Source organism: Luteipulveratus mongoliensis, assembly GCF_001190945.1.
Classification (GTDB): domain Bacteria; phylum Actinomycetota; class Actinomycetes; order Actinomycetales; family Dermatophilaceae; genus Luteipulveratus; species Luteipulveratus mongoliensis.
The window spans coordinates 748971-765603 of sequence record NZ_CP011112.1 but is presented as its reverse complement, the minus strand read 5'-3'; the positions used below and the strand labels follow the sequence as shown (position 1 = coordinate 765603).

The window sequence follows — 16633 nt, the reverse complement described above, 5'->3', positions numbered from 1 at the left end:
CCACCCCCGGCGCCCACCTACAGGGCACCTGTTGGGCGAACCGTAAGCCTGCGCCGAGAGCGCCGGAGGGTCGTTAGTGATCGCCGTCGCTATCCGCAAGAATTGCGGCCGGCAGCGAGTTCAGGCGGAGATGCCGCCGTCGATGACCAGATCGGTGCCGACGACGTACGCCGCCTCGTCCGAGATCAGGTAACGCACCGCCGCGACGATCTCGGGCAGGCGAGCGACCCGACCCGACGGGTTCTGCTGGGCGACGCGGGCGTCGCGCTCCTCGACCGTCTCGCCGGGCCGGATCGACATCGTGGTGTCCGACGGGCCCGGGCTGACGGCGTTGATGCGGATGCCGTCCTTGACGTGGTCCAGGGCAGCTGCGCGCGTCAGTGCACTCACAGCGGCCTTGCTCACGCCGTACGCCGCCAGGTTGGGCTGGGTGCGGTGCGCACCGATGTTGGACGAGAAGTTCACGATCGCGCCGCCCGGACGCTGGTCGAGTAGGCGAGGCGGGAGCCGAGCCGTATCGAGACCCCGGCCCATCAGGGCGATCTCCTGTCGCATGACCCGCTGGATGCCGACGACGTTGGTCAGCAGCGCGTCGGCGAGCACCTGCGGATCCAGGTCGCCCACCGGTCCGGGCTTCGGGAACATGCCTGCGGTGTTCACCGCGATGTCGAGGCCCCCGAACGATGCCGCAACCTCCTCGAAAGCGGCCGACACCGAGGCGTCATCGAGCAAGTCCGCCTCGAGTGCGAGATGTCCCGCGGTCTCGAGCTCCTTCAGCACCTCACGGTCCCGGCCGACTACGGCCACGCGGGCTCCCGACGACGCGAGGTCGTCGACGACGGCCCGGCCGATCCCCTTGGTTCCGCCGACGACCACGGCACGGCGGTCGGTGAAGTCAGTCACGATGAATCTCCTTGTGTTTTCGGTGTTCTCAGGACTTGGGTGGTTCAGGCGCTCGCGCACTCGGCTGGCACGCGCGTGGCCCTCTCGGTGCGCGGGCCACGCTCGAGGCGCCAGCTGAAGGACGCGACCACGAGCGCGGCGCCGCCCAAGGCGATGGCCGTCCAGATGGGTGCCCGCAGCCCGAGGCCCGCGTCGATGACGAGTCCACCGAGCCACGGTCCAACGGCGTTGCCCACGTTGAAGGCCGAGACGTTGACCGACGCTGCCAGCGTCGGCGCATCGCCGGCGAACCCGAAGACGCGTCCGTTGAGCGCGGCTGCGATCGAGAAGGCCGACGCGCCGAACAGGAAGGTCGCCGCGCAGGCGCCCATCGTCGTACCGGCAAGTGCCAGCAGGATGACGAGGGCCACGATCATCGCGACCAGGCTGACGAAGACGTTGACCAGCTGGTCACGGTCGGCGTACCGGCCGCCCAGAGTGATGCCGACAAAGCTGCCGACGCCAAACAACAGCAGTACCAAGGGAACTCGCTCGTCGGAGATGCCCGACACATCCGTGAGCAGGGGCGCGAGGTAGGAGAAGCAGCAGAACACCGCCGCCTGGAAGAGCGCCGTGGTGAGCAGGGCCAGCCACAGCCGTCGGTCGCGAAACGCCACCAGCTCGCGACGCACCAAGACGCGCATGGGGACGCGGGCGTCGTCGTGCGGCTGGTGCGGTACGAGCACGCGAAGGATCCCGATCACGATCACCGTCGCGATTGCCACGGCTACGAACGACGCCTGCCAGCCGAGACGTTCACCGATCCAGGTGCCGGCGGGTACACCGAGCACGTTGGCGAGCGTGAGGCCGCCGACGACCGCGGCAAGTGCTCGCGCGGTGAGCTCCTGACCGGCCAGTCGAACGGCGATCACGGCGCCGACAGCCCAGTAGGTGGCACAGGCCGCGGCCGCTACGACGCGGCCGACGAGCAGCATCGCGTAGCCGTCAAAAGCCAGTGGTATCAGGTGAATCAGGGCAAACACAGCGGCCGCACTCAGCAGGGTCGCGCGACGCGGGAGCCGCAGCGTCGCGAGCGTCATCAACGGCGCGCCGACGGTCATGCCAATCGCGAACGCGGTGATCAGCAGTCCCGCCGTCGAGATCGAGACGCCGAGCCCGTCGGACAGCTGCGGCAGCAGCCCCGCCAACATGAACTCGGAGGTGCCGAGACAGAAGGTCCCGAGGGCGAGCGCATAGACGGCGAGCGGGAGGCGAGTCCGGGGTGGTGCGGTGGCGGTCGCGAGCGACACGGGCATCTCACTTTCTGGACTGATCGGTTCAAAATCAAGGCGCTGTACGACATCGCTGGCGTCGAGCGGTGGGGGCGGTGCGGGTTGTGCGGCGTGGTCAGAGCAGAGACATCAGGGTGCGGACCGCTCGAGCGCTGTCGCGCCGGTCGATGGCGACGCGTCCGGCCACCTGCAACCCGTTGAGCGTCGCGTGGACCACGGCGGCCAGATCGTCGGCCGACGTGGTCGACGTGATCGAGCCGTCGTCCTGACCGCGGGCGATCAGCTGCCCCAGCAGCGCCCGGAACTCGTGCAGGTTGTTCCTGGCCAACGCTGCGACGTCCGCATTGGTGAGGCCGACTTCGACGGCGGCATTGACGACGAGACAGCCTCTGCGGTCTGGGGATTCGTACTGGTCGGTGACAATGTCGGTCAGCAGGCGTTGCAGCACCGACCTACCGGTTCCGCGACGCTGGAGGTAGCCGCTGCGCTCCTCGTCCTTGAGGGCGCCGTACCGCTCGAGCGACTGACGGTAGATGTCCGCCTTGCCGCTGAACGTGTTGTAGAGGCTGCTGCGGGAGAGTCCAGTCGACTCACACAGGTCCTGCGTCGACGTACCAGCGAACGAACCCGACCAGAACGCCTCCAGCGCCTGGTCGAGCGCCAGCTGCTCGTCGAACTCCCTAGGTCGCGCCACCAGACGAGCGTGCCACATTCTGAACCGCTCTGTCCAGAATCCGAGCCGCCCAACCGTCGCCGGTCGAGTAGGCGAGCCCCCTCGCCGGTCGAGTAGGCGAGCCCCTAGGGCGAGCCGTATCGAGACCAGGTGACCGCGAACGCCGAGTCTCCCCGCGCCGCACCGGGTCTCGATACGCCTCCGCTAGCGCTCCGGCTACTCGACCAACGAACGTCCCCCATCGCCGGTCGAGTAGGCGAGCCGCCAAGGCGAGCCGTATCGAGACCAGCCGCACGCGGTCACCAGGTCTCGATACGCCTGCGCTAGCGCTCCGGCTACTCGACCAACCAACGTCCCCCATCGCCGGTCGAGTAGGCGACCCCCTAGGGCGAGCCGTATCGAGACCAGCCGCACGCGGTCACCAGGTCTCGATACGGCTCCGCTAGCGCTCCGGCTACTCGACCAACCAACGTCCCCCATCGCCGGTCGAGTAGGCGAGCCGCCAAGGCGAGCCGTATCGAGACCAGGTGACCGCGAGCGCTGAGTCTCCCCGCGCCGCAGCAGGTCTCGATACCCCTCCGCTAGCTGTTGCGGGTCATGAGGTTGGTGACACGGCCGGCGGGTTAAGGACGGGCAGGTCCCTGCGGCGACAGGATGAAGGTGTCTAGCCGTTCATCACGTCGAGTCAGCCGAAGGAACCTGCCCTATGCCTCACGGTAGTGCCGCCCTGTCGTTCGAGGGCCGCCGTCGTCTTGTCCGCCGCTGTCAGCACCGGCCGATCGCGCACGTCGCGGCCGAGGCCGCGGTCTCTCGTCAGTGCCTGTCCAAGTGGTACGCCCGCTGGCGGCGCCACGGCGACGCTGGCCTGCACGACCGGACCAGCCGCCCCGAGCACTCACCGACCGCTACACCCAAGGCGGTCATCGAGCAGATCATCGAGCTACGCAAACGCAAGTGGTCCGCGCGCCGGATCCATCTCGAGCTGGCCCAGGAAGGCACCGACGTCGCGGTCTGCACGATCAGCCGGATCCTGGTCCGATACGGCCTGAATCGTCTACGCCACCTCGACGTCGATGGCGAACCACTACGAGCACCGGGAAAGATCATCGCTCGCTACCCCGGTCACATGACCCACCTGGATGTGAAGAAGGTCGGACGCATCCCCGACGGCGGCGGCTGGCGAGCTCACGGCAAGCACTCACCCCAGGCCAAGGCCTCTGACCGGGCCCGTAAGAAGGGCCAACGGATCGGGTACACCTACCTGCACTCGGCCGTGGACGGCTTCTCCCGGCTGGCCTACACCGAGGCCCACGACGATGAGAAGGCTGCCACCGCCATCGGGTTCATGTTCCGCGCCCGGGTGTTCTTCACCGCGCACGGCATCACCCGCTTCACCCGCATCGTGACCGACAACGGCGCCTGCTACCGCGCGCATGACTTCACCCGCGCCGTGCACTCCTTCGCCGCCAAGCACCAACGGACCAAACCCTTCACGCCTAAGCACAACGGCAAGGTCGAGCGCTACCAACAGACCCTGGCCCGCGAGCTCCTGTACGCCGCCGTGTTCGAGTCCGAGCAGCACCGCCGCGATCGGCTTCGGGTGTGGCAGGTCCACTACAACTACCATCGGCCCCACACCGCCGCCGGAGACCAGCCACCAGCCTCACGCCTCCCAGCCCGTGTCACCAACCTCATGCGCAGCAACAGCTAGCGCTCCGGCTACTCGACCAACCAACGTCCCCCATCGCCGGTCGAGTAGGCGAGCCCTTAGGGCGAGCCGTATCGAGACCAGCCGCACGCGGTCACCAGGTCTCGATACGCCTCCGCTAGCGCTCCGGCTACTCGACCGGCGGTGGCGGGTCAGGCGTCGGAGGAGTTGTGCCAGAGGTTGATGCCGGCGTCGACCGCGTGCTGATCGATCGCCTTCAGCTCGTCGTCGCTGAACTCCAGCTGCTCGAGCGCGCCCAGACTGTTGTCGAGCTGCTCGACGCTCGATGCGCCGATCAGCACGGACGTCACGCGCAAGTCCTTCAGCAACCAGGCGAGCGCGAGCTGCGCCAACGACTGGCCGCGCTTCTGCGCGATCTCGTTGAGCGCGCGTACGTGTGTCAGCGCCTTCTCATCGAGGAGCTTCGGGTCCAGCGACTTCCCTTGTGCAGCACGGGAATTCGCGGGAATGCCGTTGAGGTACTTGTCAGTGAGCATGCCCTGGGCAAGCGGCGAGAACGCGATACAGCCCACGCCCTCATCACCCAGCACGTCGAGCAGGTCCTCCTCGACCCAGCGGTTCAGCATCGAGTACGACGGCTGGTGGATCAGCAGTGGCGTGCCGAGCTCACGGAGGATCTCGATGGCCTCCCGGGTGCGGGTGCCGGAGTAGGACGAGATGCCGACGTACAGCGCCTTGCCCTGACGCACGGCCGTGTCGAGCGCGCCGAGGGTCTCCTCCAGCGGCGTCGTCTCGTCGAAGCGGTGGCTGTAGAAGATGTCGACGTAGTCGACGCCCATCCGCTGCAGCGACTGATCGAGCGAGGACAGGACGTACTTGCGCGAGCCGCCGCCCTGGCCGTAGGGCCCCGGCCACATGTCGTAGCCCGCCTTGGTCGACAGGATCAGCTCGTCGCGATAGCGCCGGAAGTCCTGCGCGAAGATCGCGCCGAAGTTGCGCTCGGCCGAGCCGTACGGCGGGCCGTAGTTGTTGGCCAGGTCGAAGTGCGTGACGCCGCGGTCGAACGCCCGCCGCAAGGTGGCCCGCTGCTTCTCCAACGGCACGTCGCCGCCGAAGTTGTGCCATAGGCCCAGCGAGATCGCCGGCAGGTCGAGGCCGCTGCGTCCACAGCGGCGGTAGGTCATCGAGTCGTAGCGGGAGCGGTCGGCCTGGTAGTCATCGGCGTGCAACGTCATACCCCCATCGTCGCGCGGCGACCTCAGGCAGGTGTACGCCGGGGGCTCACTTCCCGCGGACGTGCACCTGGAAGAAGAGCGGCCGCCCGCCCGGGAACGCGACGCGGTCCTTGTCGTCCTTCATCCGCCAGCGCACGACGCACTCACCGGGCTTGCTGGGTGCCCGGACCTCGACCTTGATGTCGACGGTTTGACCGGCCTTGGTGTCGGGGATCGAGATCCGTTCGACCGTCTGGCAGTCGGTGATGCGCTGCGGGAGGTCGAGACGCTGCAGTGTCCGGTCCTTCCAGTCCACGGTGCCGGCGTTGCGCATCCGCCAGACTTTCTTGAAGGTCAGGCGCGGGCTGACGTTGCTGCAGTCCTTGTAGGTGAGGTCCGTGACGAACTTCGCACCGTCGCCTGGGTAAGCCGGGTCCGCGGGCGGCGGGTTGGTCTGGGTGATGGGACACGTGGTCGGTGTTCGGTTCGGCTGCTCGAGCTGTGCCGAAGCAGAGACCTTGTCCTTCGCGCCCTCGTCGCCCGTGAGCTTCCAGGCAGCGACGCCGCCGCCGGCCACAACCACAGCGATCGCTGCGGCCAGCGCAACTTTTCGTCGGCCACGAGGGCCACCGCCGCTCGTGACGGTCACCGGGGCCGCTCCCCCGGGCGACGCCTGACCGGCGGATGGCTGCGAGACGGGCGCTCCGGCGTACGACGGCACGGCCGGCTGCCCAACGGGAGGCGTAGGCGCCTCCGAGGAGAAGTCCTCGACGGGCGGTGCAGGGTTGACGATGCGGTCGGCGGCAGACCAGCGCTCGCGGTAGTCCTCGGGGTCGCCGTCGCAGGCCTTGACGAACTCGACCGTGGTCTCCCAGGTCGGCAGCCGGTTGCCCTGCATCGCCTCGTGCAACGTGGTGTGCGAGATGCATCCGGAGCGGCCCGACATGGCGCGGAACGACGGCTTGCCCACCGACTCCCGGAGCTCTGCGAGCGCCGCGGCGAAGCTCTCGATGGCCTCGTTCCGACTGACCAATGACTCGTCGGACATACGTCCGGACTCCCTCCCTGGCGTCCCGAGCCGTGGCCCGGCGCGGGTGCGACGGCGCGACCATACCAACCGGCAGAACGCCTCTGGCGGCTAGGAAGTCACGACCTGTACCGCGCTCGGACTCGGCTCGGGTGAGCCTGGTTCCGAGGTCCAGGCAGCCGTACGGCGCAGGTGGTCTGGCCACCCACGCCGTACGGTTCTCGCCGGTCGCACGCGCAGCCGGGGAGGCGTCCGCGCGTACGACCGAGTCGTGTCAGCCGCGCTGGTACTCCTCGAAGGTCACCTTCTTGACCTTCGGGCCGTTGTCCTCGCCGTGACCGGCCAGACCGTTGAGGCCCTTGTAGTAGTCGCCGATCTGGGCCTGCGCGCCCGGAGCCATGTCCGTGTCGCTGATCGCCACCGCGTGGATGTGCGGGTCGAAGCCCTGAGCCGGCGTCCGCTCCCAGGCGGCGAAGCCGACCTGGCGCAGCGCCTTGACCGCTGCGCTGCGGCTGTTCAGGTTGTTGACCGAGATGTCGATCGCGCCGCCACCGTCGTGCGTGCCGGCCGACGCGTCGACGCCGCCCGGGTTGTACTCACCCTGCGTCAGGACGAGGTTGAGGCCGCCCTTCTTCTCCGCGGCCTTCACCATCGCGGCCGTACGCGTGTTGACGGTCTTGCCGTCCATCGTCGTCTTGCCGCCCACGGAGATCGTGTGGTCCAGCGAGTAGCGACCCTTGCCGAGCTGGGTGAGCGAGCCCTTGCCGGGCAGGCCGGTCGCGTCCAGACCGGAGTAGCCGAGCGACTTCTGGAACTTCGCGTACGCCGTCACGGTCGTCGTGCCGTAGTGCCCGTCGACGTACTTCTTGGACAGCAGCCCCTTGGCGGCCAGGGCGGACTCGACAGCCTTGACGCTGTCCTTGGCGCCCGGGGTCATCGACTGGTCGCTCTTGTAGGGATCCCACTGAGCGGCCTTGACGACGGCCTCCATGTTGACGCTGGTGCCCTTGGCCGCGTCGGCCTGCTGGCTGGCCACTCCGATGCCTCCGGCGAGGAGAGCGGTGGAGATACCTGCCGTGGTCAGGATCTTGGCGGTGGTGCGCATGGTCGTACTCCTTCGTGGTGGTGTGGTGGTCGCGGATTCGCGTCAGGACTGACGCTGGAACTCTTCCCAGGTCTGGATCGGGTTGACCTTCGGTCCGTCGTCCTTCGCCCCGTTGGCGAGACCGTTCTTGCCGAGGTAGTAGTCGCCCGTCTGGTGCTGGGCCTGGCTGGACAGGTCGGGGTCGTTGATGGCGGCCGCGTGGACGTGGAAGGGCCAGTCGCCCTGGCTTGGCGTACGCGACCAGGCGGCGAAGCCGACGGTCCGGAGCGTGCGTACGAGCGTGTTCTTGCCCTTGGCGTCCAGGCCCTTGACCGAGATGTCGACGACTCCGCCACCGTCGTGCGTGCCGGCGGAGGTCGGGTCGCCGCCCGGGTTGTACGAACCCTGCTCGAGGACCAGCTTGCGGCCGAGCAGCTGCTCGGTCTTGACGAGCATGGCCTTGGTGCGGGTGTTGACCGTCGCGCCGCGGAACGTCACCCGGGCACCCGGTGTGAGCGCGTGGTTGACGGTGAAGCGCTTGTCACCAAGCTTGGCCAGCGACGACTTGCCGGGCACGCCGTTCGCGGCGAGGCCCTTGTAACCGATCGACTTCTGGAACTCGGTGTACGCCTTCACCGTCGTGGTGCCGAAGTAGCCGTCGACCCACTTCTTGTCGAGCAGCCCCTTCGCCTGCAGCGCCTGCTCGACGGCCAACACACTGCTCTTCGCACCTGGCGTGAGCGTGTCGTCGGCGCGGCGCGGGTCGATCTGGGCGGCCTTGAGGACGGCCTCCATGTTGACGCTCGCAAGGGCGGTCGGCGCGGCCTTGGTCGCGCTCCCGGACCCGTGGATCTGCGCCGCGTCGGACGCGACGGGAATGGCAACGGCGACGGCCGCCAGTGCGGCTCCGGCCAGAATCGTCTTCATCGGTTACTCCAGGTGGTTGGTAGCGATCTCGTGATGACCACCACCGTGGATCGCCGCACCCGGTGTCCGGCAGGGTCGCGGATCGGCTGACGACACCTGACACGACAACACCCCTCGCGACCGGGCCGCGAGGGGTGTTGTCAGCCGCGAGATTCCGCGGTCTGACAGGGATCTCGGTGCGTCTGACACCGCGTCGAACGCTCTGGGCCGACAGTGCAAGCCGCGTCGCTACCCAGTTTCGGGAAGCGACGCGGCTTGCACTATCGGCCAGGTTCAGGCGTGGGCGGGGACCAGCTCTTCAGCCGCCGAGGCGGGCTTGGTCGACCGCAGCTGCGTGGCCACCAGCAGGGCCGCGACGAGCACGACCGCAGCATCCACACCGATGGCGATCCGCAGCGCCGACAGGTCCTCGAACGAGCCGACCGCGGTCACGACCGCGCTCATGATCGGTACGCCCATCGCGACACCGACCTGCTGCGTCATCGTCGCGAGACCGGTGGCCAGTCCCTGCTCGTGGTCCGGCAGACCCGAGGTCGCCGCCACCATGAAGCCGACGATCACCGCGACGTGGCCGATGGCTCCGAGGAACGTGGTGATGGCCAGCAGCCACAGCCAGCCGTTCGACGGGCCGAGTGCGACGAGAACCACCGTGAAGGCCGCCTGGACGAGGAGACCCCCAGCCAGCGTCCGTCGTACGCCGAACGCCTGGATCAGGCGCGGACCTGCAGCTCCGCCGATGATCGCTCCCAGACCCATGGCCCCGAGCATCAGACCGGTCTGCAGCGGGTTGAGGTGCAGGACGTGCTGGAGGTACATCGTCAGCAGGATGACCAGCGAGCTCTCCATCGAGAACGTGATGAAGCCGGCGATGTTGCCCCAGCCGATGGTGCGACGGGTCAGGATCGACGTCGGCACGAGCGGGTGCGAGTGACGACCCTCCGCCCGCCAGAACAACGCGATCAGGACGACGGCGACCAGGACTGACAAGCCGGCCCACGGGTCGGTGACGCCTTCCTCGCCGGCCCGCGTGACGCCGTACACCAGGGCCAGGAGACCCGTGGTGACGAGGATCGAGCCCGGGATGTCGAGGCGCGAGCGCTCGCGGCCGGCCGTGTCGCGCAGCAGGAACGGTGCGAGCCCGACGACCAGGGCGGCCACCGGGACGTTGACCAGGAACGCCCAGCGCCAGCTGAGCAGGTCGGTGAGGACGCCGCCGAGGATGGCTCCGGCCGTGAAGCCGGTCGACATCATCACGCTGTTCAGGCCGAGCGCCTTCGCGCGCAGCGGGCCTTCGGGGAAGGACGTGGTGAGGAGCGACAGTCCCGCCGGCGTGACGGCAGCGGTGGCCAGGCCCTGTGCGACGCGGGCGGTCAGAAGCATCGTCGGGTTGGTCGCGAGACCGCCGACGAGCGAGGCGATGCCGAGGGCGGCCATGCCGATGAGGAACATCCGGCGGCGACCGACGTAGTCGCCGATCCGGCCGAGCAGCAGGGTGAAGCCGGCCGCGCACAGCGCGAATGCGGTCGCGATCCACTGCAGGTTGGCGTCGGAGAAGCCGAGGCCGGCGCCGACGGTCGGGAGGGCGACGTTCAGGATCGAGAAGTCGACGGCGAGCATGAACTGGGAGGCCAGCAGCAGGCCGAGCACCAGCAGCTGTCGTCTGGTCATCGAGGTCGGTGCCTCGACGGGTGTGTGGGTGGTGGTCACCAGGTGCCCCTTGTGTCGTACGGAGTCGGCCCTGTTCGGGCCGAGTCCTAACCTCGTGGTCCTGGGACGGACCAACCAGACCCCTGCGCTGCCTACCCCCGGGCTGGGTATCACTGACAGGGTCAGGCTGGCGGGGAAGCCCTGGCGCACAATGGCTGTCATGACGACCGAGCTGGGTGAGTTCCTGAAGATCCGTCGCGCCGCGATCAGTCCCGAAGAGGCGGGCCTGGTGTCGTACGGCGCGCGCCGGGTCCCCGGCCTCCGTCGCGAGGAGATCGCTCAGCTCGCGGGCGTCAGCCCGACCTACTACACGCGCCTCGAGCAGTCCGCCTCACACAATGCGTCTGACGGCGTCATCGACTCACTCGCGCGCGCTCTGTCGCTCAACCCTCAGGAGCACGAGCACCTGCGCCGCCTGGCCCATCCGGAGCCGGGTCGGGTGCCGAGGCGCCCCAAGCCGACCGTGGCGCGGCCGGAGACGGTCGCGATGATCATGTCGATGTCCAACCCGGCCGTGATCCTGGACCACTGCAACGACGTGCTCGCGTGGAATCCGTTGGGACACAAGCTGGTTGGGCTCCAGACGTCCTTCGAGCACCCGCAGCAGAAGCACTGCCGACCCAACCTGATCAAGATGTTCTTCCTCGAGCCGGACGGCCACGACCTCTATGTCGACGCGGCTCAGATCGCCAAGGACATGGTCGCGTTCCTGCGCTTCTCCTCGAGCAACAACCCGGATGACCCCAACATGACCGCGCTCGTGGGCGAGCTGTGCCAGAAGAGCGACGAGTTCGCCAAGCTGTGGGCCAAGCACCTGGTGCAGGACTGCGGGTTTGGCGTGAAGCGGTTCCAGCACCCGCTGGTCGGTCGGATCGACGTCGCGTACGAGGTGCTGAGCATGTCCGACAGCACCCACCGTGTCGGGATCTATCACGCCGAGCCCGGTACGCCGGCCGCCGACGCCCTCGAGCTCCTCGCCCGCAGCTAACCCTTGCCGCGCGGCCAGCGCCAGCGGGTCGCCGGTCGCCGCGCGCCGCGGCGACCCACAGCCACCGTTGCAGGCGCAAAGTGACTCGCCACCTCTCAGGTGACCCCCATCGAGGGGAGGCATCCACGAGGTAGCGAGTCACTTTGCGCGAGCGAACCTCGGTCGTCCAGAGACCGCAGGCGCCACGGCCGCCGACTACGAAAGCGTAGCGAGTTACGTATACCAATCGGTCACCGTGCGGGATACGCTGGTGACATGGCAGCAACCACCACCATCAAGGTCACACCGCACGCACGCGACCGCATCAACGAGCGCGCCCGCGCACAGGGTGTGACGCCTGCTGCGCTGCTCGAACGTCTCCTGGACGAGCACGACCGCGCGCAGCGCTTTGCTGCGGTTCGTGCCAGCTACGCGGCCCTGTCGCCGGACGACGACTACCACGCTGAGACCGCCGCGTGGGATGCCACCGGCGAAGACGGGCTGGACGGTGCCTGACCTCTTCTGCGGTCAGATCGTGTGGGTCAATCTCAGTCCTGTCGTCGGCTCAGAGCAGAGCGGCCACCGGCCGGCTGTGATCGTCTCCAGCACCGATTACCTCGCCAGCATCCCCAACGTCGTGATCGTGGTGCCGATCACCACCCGTGACCGAGGCCTGCCGAACCATGTCCGGCTGGGAGGCGTGCCCGGTCTGACGGCGGACGGCGGGTTCGCCATGACCGAGCAGCCCCGCACGATCGACCGGCGTCGCATCACCAAGCACGCCGGGAGCGTCGACCAGGAGACCTTGCAGGAGCTTCGTTCCTGGCTCGACGACTTCCTCGACATCGGCGACCGCTCACCCATGTAGTGAAGCCGCCCAGGTACGACGACGGCCCCGCCTCCCTGAGGGAGACGGGGCCGAGGCCGTACGGCTGTGGCTGGGTCAGTGCATCAGCACTGGCACCTCTTCCTCGCCGCCGTCCTCGGGACCGGCGACCGGCTCCAAGGGCTTGCGCGGCAGGAAGAACGCCGGGATGAAGGTAAGCGCGACCAGTGCCGCGGCCACCAGGAACGTGCTGCCGAACGCGGACGCCATGTCGTGCTGGATGAGGTCCTTCAGCTTGGCAGCGCTGCCGCCGACGGACCGCATGGCCTCGATGACAGCCGGGTCCTTCTGCGCGAGCTCGGGGTGACCCTGCTCGGTCGCCTTCTGGATCGCCTGACCGGCTGTGACGGCGTCGGAGTTCTTGAAGTGGTTGGTCAAGATCACCGACATGATGGCGACGCCCATGGACGAACCCACCTGCTGAACGATGTTGATCAGCGTCGAACCACGAGCAATCTCCTTGCCGCGCAACGTCTTCAGGGCCGACGTCATGATCGGCATCATGGTGGCGCCCATGCCCAGGCCCATCACGAACAGCACCGGGATCAGGTAGCCCCAGTAGGACGTGTTCTCGTCGATCCGCGACATCGCGAACATGCCACCGGTGATCAGCAGCAGCCCGATCGGCACGAAGCGCCCGATCGGGATCTTGTCCGCGAGTGCGCCTGCGAGCGGCATGGTCACCATGGCGCCGATGCCCTGAGCCGCCACGATGACACCCGACATCGTCACGGACTCACCGCGCACCTGCTGGAAGTAGGTCGGCACCAGCAGCAGGCCACCGAAGAACGCGGCGACGAACAGGAACATGGTGATGATCGAGACCGACAGGTTGCGGTTCTTGAACAGCCGCAGATCCAGCAGCGGATGCTCGGGCCGGAAGGTGTGGAAGATGAACGCCACGATGAGCGCCACACCGATGAGCATCGGGATCAGCACCTTGGCGGAGGCGAAGGTGCCCTCACCCGGGATCGAGGAGATGCCGTACAGGAACAGCGCGAGACCGGGCGACATCAGCAGCATGCCCAAGAAGTCGAAGGTCTCCGAGGGATGTGGCTCGTCGTTGGGGAGAGCGAAGAACGCGTAGATGATCGCGGTGATGCCGAGCGGCAGGTTGATCAGGAAGATCCAGTGCCAGCTGGCGTGGTCGATCAGCCAACCACCGATGATCGGGCCCATGATCGGGCCGAGCAGCATCGGTACGCCGAGGATCGCCATCAGGCGGCCCATGCGCTCCGGACCGGCGGCGTGCGTCAGGATTGTCATGCCGAGCGGCATCAACATGCCGCCGCCGAGACCCTGCAGGATGCGGAATCCGATCAGCATCTCGATCGAGCCGGCGGTGGCGCAGAGCACCGAGCCGACGGTGAACAGGCCCAGCGCCAGGATGTAGAGACGCTTGGTGCCGAAGCGGTCCGCGGCCCAGCCGGTCAGCGGGATGACGGTGGCGAGCGCGAGGGTGTAGGCCGTCACGGTCCAGGCGACCGTGCTGTAGTCCAGCGACTGGCCGTTGTCGGCGAACGTGGTCTGGAAGGTCGGAAGTGCGACGTTCACGACCGTGATGTCGAGGATCGACATGATCACGCCGAGGATGACGCAACCGGCGATCTTGAGAACTGCGGCGTCGATCTTCTCGGGATATTCAGGTGCGGCAGGGGTAGCCACGTGCGGTCCTTTCCGCTGGCAATGAGGGACCGCGTCGTGCTGACGTGGCCATACGCAACGAGGTCCAGGGGCCCCCGCCGACGGGTCGAGCGCGCCACAGGTGTGCCCGAACCTTCAATAGCCTAAGCCCGCGGTACGACAAGGCGCGAGGGGCTTTCCCGGGTCTCCCGGCGTACGCGTTCACCGCGAAGGGGTGCCGCCGCCGGTCCCACCACGTGGACCAGGTCACGATGCGCGGAACTTATAGCCAGGAAAGGGACGTCGGACCCCGGTCTGCGCTACCTTCCGGGTGCTCTGTCTCGCGGTGGTGCGCAGCTGCACCACCCCAAATCTGCACGTCCGTTGAAGGGAACGTCATGTCCAGCATTCCTCCGCAGCAGCCGCCCGCCGGCCCGCCCCAGGGCCCCGGTCCGCAGCAGCCCGGGGGCGGCCAGCTCTCCCCTGAGGGTCCGTTCTTCGTGTCCCTCATGGGTCAGGAGCAGGGTCCGTACCACGTCAACGACCTGCGCAACATGGCCCAGAGCGGCCAGCTCAAGGGCGACACCGCCGTCCGCCACGGCAACAGCCCGTACTTCCCGGCACAGCAGGTGCAGGGCGTCTTCTCCGACAAGGAGTGGATGACCACGATGCTGCTGTCGTTCTTCCTGGGCGGCCTCGGCGTCGACCGCTTCTACCTCGGCTACACCGGTCTGGGCATCCTCAAGCTCGTGACCCTCGGTGGCTGTGGCATCTGGAGCATCATCGACTTCATCATGATCGCCATGCGAAAGCTCCCGGATGCTCAGGGCCGTCCACTCCCCTGATCTGAGTCAGCACGCACCACGCCGGATGCCGGCGTGGCTGGCGGGAGGACTCGTCGCTGCCGTGTCGGCGGCGGCGGTCCTTCCGCCTTCTGCTGTCCAGAGCGGGCCGACCCTCTGCCCGTTCCGGCGGCTGACCGGGCTCCCGTGCCCGACCTGCGGGCTCACCCGGTCCTGGGTCGCGACCGCACACGGCGATCTGCACACAGCGTTCCAGGAGCACATCCTCGGCCCGCTCACCCTGGTCATGGCAGTCGCGCTCATCGGGCTCCTGGTCGTACGCCGGCCGCTGCCCTCGGGCCGCGCCGTCCGGCTGTCCGTCGTCGTCCTGACCGTCGTGACTGCCGTGTGGGGTGTGACCCGGATGATCCTGGTCGCTCGAGGCGACTGGTCCGGCCCTTACTGACCGCCTACAGCGCGCAGGTCCCCTTGCCCGGTGTGACGGTGGCGCTGACCGGAGGCCGTACGCCGTGGGTCCAGCGGACCAGCGCGTCGAACCCTGCGTCGAAGCACGGCAGCATCGGCGCGATGACGCCCGGGAAGGCTCCCGCCAGTCCGTCGACGTGCGCTCCTCCGACGATCCGGTAGTAGCGGTGCAGCCGTGGCCGCGCCATGTCGTCGTAGACATCTGAGGTACGCGTGATCGGCACCAGGGCGTCGTTCGTCCCGTGCAGCGTGATCAGCGGACGCTTGAGCTTCCCGGTCAGGGACACCCGACGTACGGCGTTCTGCACTGACTGCGGGCGCTTGCTCAGGTCGTAGTCGGTGTCGCAACCCGCCCCTGTGCCCTCCGCGCAGAACGGTGTCCCGCCCAGTCGATCACCGTCGTACGACGGGTCGAGCTCCTCGCGGACGACCCGCTGGAAGAAGTCCCACTGGTTGGCGTAGTGCCATCCCCAGGTCGGCTCCGAAGTCGCGGGATAGCCGGCCGCCAGCAGCTCGTTGCGCGCGCTCGCCTGGCCCGCCTTGAGACGTGGGTAGGCACGGAGAGCCGGAGGCAAGGTCGACAGCAGACTGTTCTTGGGCGTGAAAAGCAAGCCGTTCCAGTCGATTCCGCCGTCGTACATCCCGGGGTTGTTCTCCAGCTGCCAGCGCACGAGGTAGCCCGCAGCGGAGAGGCCGGCGACGTACGTGTGCTGTGGTCTGCGCATATACCGTTGCGCCACAACGGTTTTCGCAGCCCTGGTGAGCTGAGTCATTCGCTGGTTCCACTCCATGATTGCGTCGCCAGGCCGCTTGCCGTCGAGGTACAGCGTGTCGCCGCTGTTGCCCTTGTCGGTCGAGGCGTAGGCGTAGCCCTGGGCGAGCGCTCGATCGCCGATGATGCGGTCGCTGGCGTACTGCTTGCGGACGCCGGGTGGTCCAGCGACCACGAGGCCACCGTTCCAGTGGTCGGGCAGCCGAATCACGAACTGGCTGTCGTGGTTCCAGCCGTGGTCGGTGTTGAAGGTCGAGGTGTCGGGGAAGTAGCCGTCGATCTGGATGCCGGGTACGCCGCTCGGCCGGGTTGTTCCCGGCGCTTCCAGTCCTGCCCAGTCGGCGGGATCGGTGTGGCCGCTCGTGACCGTGCCCGCGGTCGTGAGGTCGCCGAGGCGGACCTTGACCTGGTGCACGGCGCCGGGGACCACCGGCCAGAACCGAGCAGCGTTGGACTCCGGCGACGGGGCTGGCGTGGCCTGCGCGGGGGCCACGGCGAACGGCGCGCTCACGGTGAGCGCGAGCACAGCCGGCGCGAGGCGAGTGGTGAGGTTCATGGTTCTCCTTCGTCGACGCAGCGGGGATGCTTGCCAACGTAGGAATCGGCACGACCGCGCGACCAGTGCCATTCGGCCAGTGCTAC

Annotated in this window: 16 protein-coding genes; 6 read left to right on the top strand and 10 right to left on the bottom strand. The window is 68.0% G+C overall.

The window, feature by feature from the left end; genetic code table 11:
* Positions 1-120: 120 nt before the first annotated feature.
* The 3 genes from VV02_RS03590 to VV02_RS03580 all read right to left on the bottom strand — a co-directional run bounded on the left by VV02_RS03590 (position 121) and on the right by VV02_RS03580 (position 2868).
* Positions 121-903 (bottom strand): SDR family NAD(P)-dependent oxidoreductase, encoded by a 783-nt coding sequence (locus tag VV02_RS03590; protein WP_083449877.1) that lies wholly within the window; start codon positions 901-903, stop codon positions 121-123.
* A 44-nt stretch (positions 904-947) separates the two neighbouring features.
* Positions 948-2192 (bottom strand): Cmx/CmrA family chloramphenicol efflux MFS transporter, encoded by a 1245-nt coding sequence (locus tag VV02_RS03585; RefSeq protein ID WP_218917341.1) that lies wholly within the window; start codon positions 2190-2192, stop codon positions 948-950.
* 97 nt (positions 2193-2289) lie between these two features.
* Positions 2290-2868, bottom strand: coding sequence for a TetR/AcrR family transcriptional regulator (locus tag VV02_RS03580; protein WP_169787634.1), 579 nt, complete (start codon positions 2866-2868; stop codon positions 2290-2292).
* Between the two features lie 685 nt (positions 2869-3553).
* On the opposite strand from VV02_RS03580, the gene VV02_RS03575 reads away from it, so the two are divergent.
* Entirely contained in the window at positions 3554-4558 is a 1005-nt protein-coding gene (locus VV02_RS03575) for an IS481 family transposase (RefSeq protein WP_052589307.1), read from the top strand.
* A gap of 149 nt (positions 4559-4707) precedes the next feature.
* On the opposite strand, the gene mgrA is transcribed toward VV02_RS03575, so the two are convergent.
* The 5 genes from mgrA to VV02_RS03550 all read right to left on the bottom strand — a co-directional run bounded on the left by mgrA (position 4708) and on the right by VV02_RS03550 (position 10475).
* Positions 4708-5751 (bottom strand): L-glyceraldehyde 3-phosphate reductase, encoded by a 1044-nt coding sequence (gene mgrA, locus VV02_RS03570; protein WP_052589885.1) that lies wholly within the window; start codon positions 5749-5751, stop codon positions 4708-4710.
* A gap of 46 nt (positions 5752-5797) precedes the next feature.
* Positions 5798-6778, bottom strand: a complete 981-nt coding sequence (locus VV02_RS03565) for an NBR1-Ig-like domain-containing protein (protein ID WP_052589884.1) — start codon at positions 6776-6778, stop codon at positions 5798-5800.
* 253 nt (positions 6779-7031) lie between these two features.
* The gene (locus VV02_RS03560) at positions 7032-7862 is read right to left on the bottom strand and encodes a peptidoglycan-binding domain-containing protein (RefSeq protein WP_157063257.1); all 831 of its coding nucleotides are present in this window, start codon (positions 7860-7862) and stop codon (positions 7032-7034) included.
* A 42-nt stretch (positions 7863-7904) separates the two neighbouring features.
* Positions 7905-8768 carry a peptidoglycan-binding domain-containing protein gene (locus tag VV02_RS03555; protein WP_052589883.1) on the bottom strand — a complete coding sequence of 288 codons (864 nt, stop codon included), beginning with the start codon at positions 8766-8768 and terminating at the stop codon, positions 7905-7907.
* Positions 8769-9041: 273 nt separating this feature from the next.
* The gene (locus VV02_RS03550; RefSeq protein ID WP_245632987.1) at positions 9042-10475 is read right to left on the bottom strand and encodes an MFS transporter; all 1434 of its coding nucleotides are present in this window, start codon (positions 10473-10475) and stop codon (positions 9042-9044) included.
* Positions 10476-10635: 160 nt separating this feature from the next.
* On the opposite strand from VV02_RS03550, the gene VV02_RS03545 reads away from it, so the two are divergent.
* From VV02_RS03545 to VV02_RS03535, 3 genes are all read left to right on the top strand, one after another.
* The gene (locus VV02_RS03545; protein ID WP_052596492.1) at positions 10636-11463 is read left to right on the top strand and encodes a helix-turn-helix transcriptional regulator; all 828 of its coding nucleotides are present in this window, start codon (positions 10636-10638) and stop codon (positions 11461-11463) included.
* A gap of 255 nt (positions 11464-11718) precedes the next feature.
* Positions 11719-11958: a hypothetical protein gene (locus tag VV02_RS03540; RefSeq protein ID WP_052589881.1), complete on the top strand. Its 240-nt coding sequence runs from the start codon at positions 11719-11721 to the stop codon at positions 11956-11958.
* Positions 11951-12310 carry a type II toxin-antitoxin system PemK/MazF family toxin gene (locus tag VV02_RS03535; protein ID WP_245632986.1) on the top strand — a complete coding sequence of 120 codons (360 nt, stop codon included), beginning with the start codon at positions 11951-11953 and terminating at the stop codon, positions 12308-12310. Before VV02_RS03540 ends, VV02_RS03535 begins: the two co-directional genes overlap by 8 nt.
* A 75-nt stretch (positions 12311-12385) precedes the next feature.
* Here the strand turns inward: VV02_RS03535 and VV02_RS03530 are convergent, their stop codons facing one another.
* Entirely contained in the window at positions 12386-13993 is a 1608-nt protein-coding gene (locus VV02_RS03530) for a DHA2 family efflux MFS transporter permease subunit (protein WP_052589879.1), read from the bottom strand.
* Positions 13994-14349: 356 nt separating this feature from the next.
* On the opposite strand from VV02_RS03530, the gene VV02_RS25870 reads away from it, so the two are divergent.
* Positions 14350-14796, top strand: a complete 447-nt coding sequence (locus VV02_RS25870) for a TM2 domain-containing protein (protein WP_083449876.1) — start codon at positions 14350-14352, stop codon at positions 14794-14796.
* On the top strand, positions 14771-15199 hold the full coding sequence (locus VV02_RS03520) for a DUF2752 domain-containing protein (RefSeq protein WP_052589878.1): 429 nt from the start codon (positions 14771-14773) through the stop codon (positions 15197-15199). Before VV02_RS25870 ends, VV02_RS03520 begins: the two co-directional genes overlap by 26 nt.
* Before the next feature lie 4 nt (positions 15200-15203).
* Here VV02_RS03520 and VV02_RS03515 read toward each other — a convergent pair whose 3' ends face one another.
* The gene (locus tag VV02_RS03515) at positions 15204-16547 is read right to left on the bottom strand and encodes a tannase/feruloyl esterase family alpha/beta hydrolase (RefSeq protein WP_083449875.1); all 1344 of its coding nucleotides are present in this window, start codon (positions 16545-16547) and stop codon (positions 15204-15206) included.
* Between the last annotated feature and the right edge of the window lie 86 nt (positions 16548-16633).

What these genes read in the sequence shown, in the direction of transcription:
- VV02_RS03515 (WP_083449875.1), bottom strand. Translation starts at nt 16,547, where the DNA reads ATGAACCTCACCACTCGCCTCGCGCCGGCTGTGCTCGCGCTCACCGTG.
- VV02_RS03575 (WP_052589307.1), top strand. Translation starts at nt 3,554, where the DNA reads ATGCCTCACGGTAGTGCCGCCCTGTCGTTCGAGGGCCGCCGTCGTCTT.
- VV02_RS03555 (WP_052589883.1), bottom strand. Translation starts at nt 8,768, where the DNA reads ATGAAGACGATTCTGGCCGGAGCCGCACTGGCGGCCGTCGCCGTTGCC.
- mgrA (WP_052589885.1), bottom strand. Translation starts at nt 5,751, where the DNA reads ATGACGTTGCACGCCGATGACTACCAGGCCGACCGCTCCCGCTACGAC.
- VV02_RS03520 (WP_052589878.1), top strand. Translation starts at nt 14,771, where the DNA reads ATGCTCAGGGCCGTCCACTCCCCTGATCTGAGTCAGCACGCACCACGC.
- VV02_RS03540 (WP_052589881.1), top strand. Translation starts at nt 11,719, where the DNA reads ATGGCAGCAACCACCACCATCAAGGTCACACCGCACGCACGCGACCGC.
- VV02_RS03545 (WP_052596492.1), top strand. Translation starts at nt 10,636, where the DNA reads ATGACGACCGAGCTGGGTGAGTTCCTGAAGATCCGTCGCGCCGCGATC.
- VV02_RS03560 (WP_157063257.1), bottom strand. Translation starts at nt 7,862, where the DNA reads ATGCGCACCACCGCCAAGATCCTGACCACGGCAGGTATCTCCACCGCT.
- VV02_RS03565 (WP_052589884.1), bottom strand. Translation starts at nt 6,778, where the DNA reads ATGTCCGACGAGTCATTGGTCAGTCGGAACGAGGCCATCGAGAGCTTC.
- VV02_RS25870 (WP_083449876.1), top strand. Translation starts at nt 14,350, where the DNA reads ATGTCCAGCATTCCTCCGCAGCAGCCGCCCGCCGGCCCGCCCCAGGGC.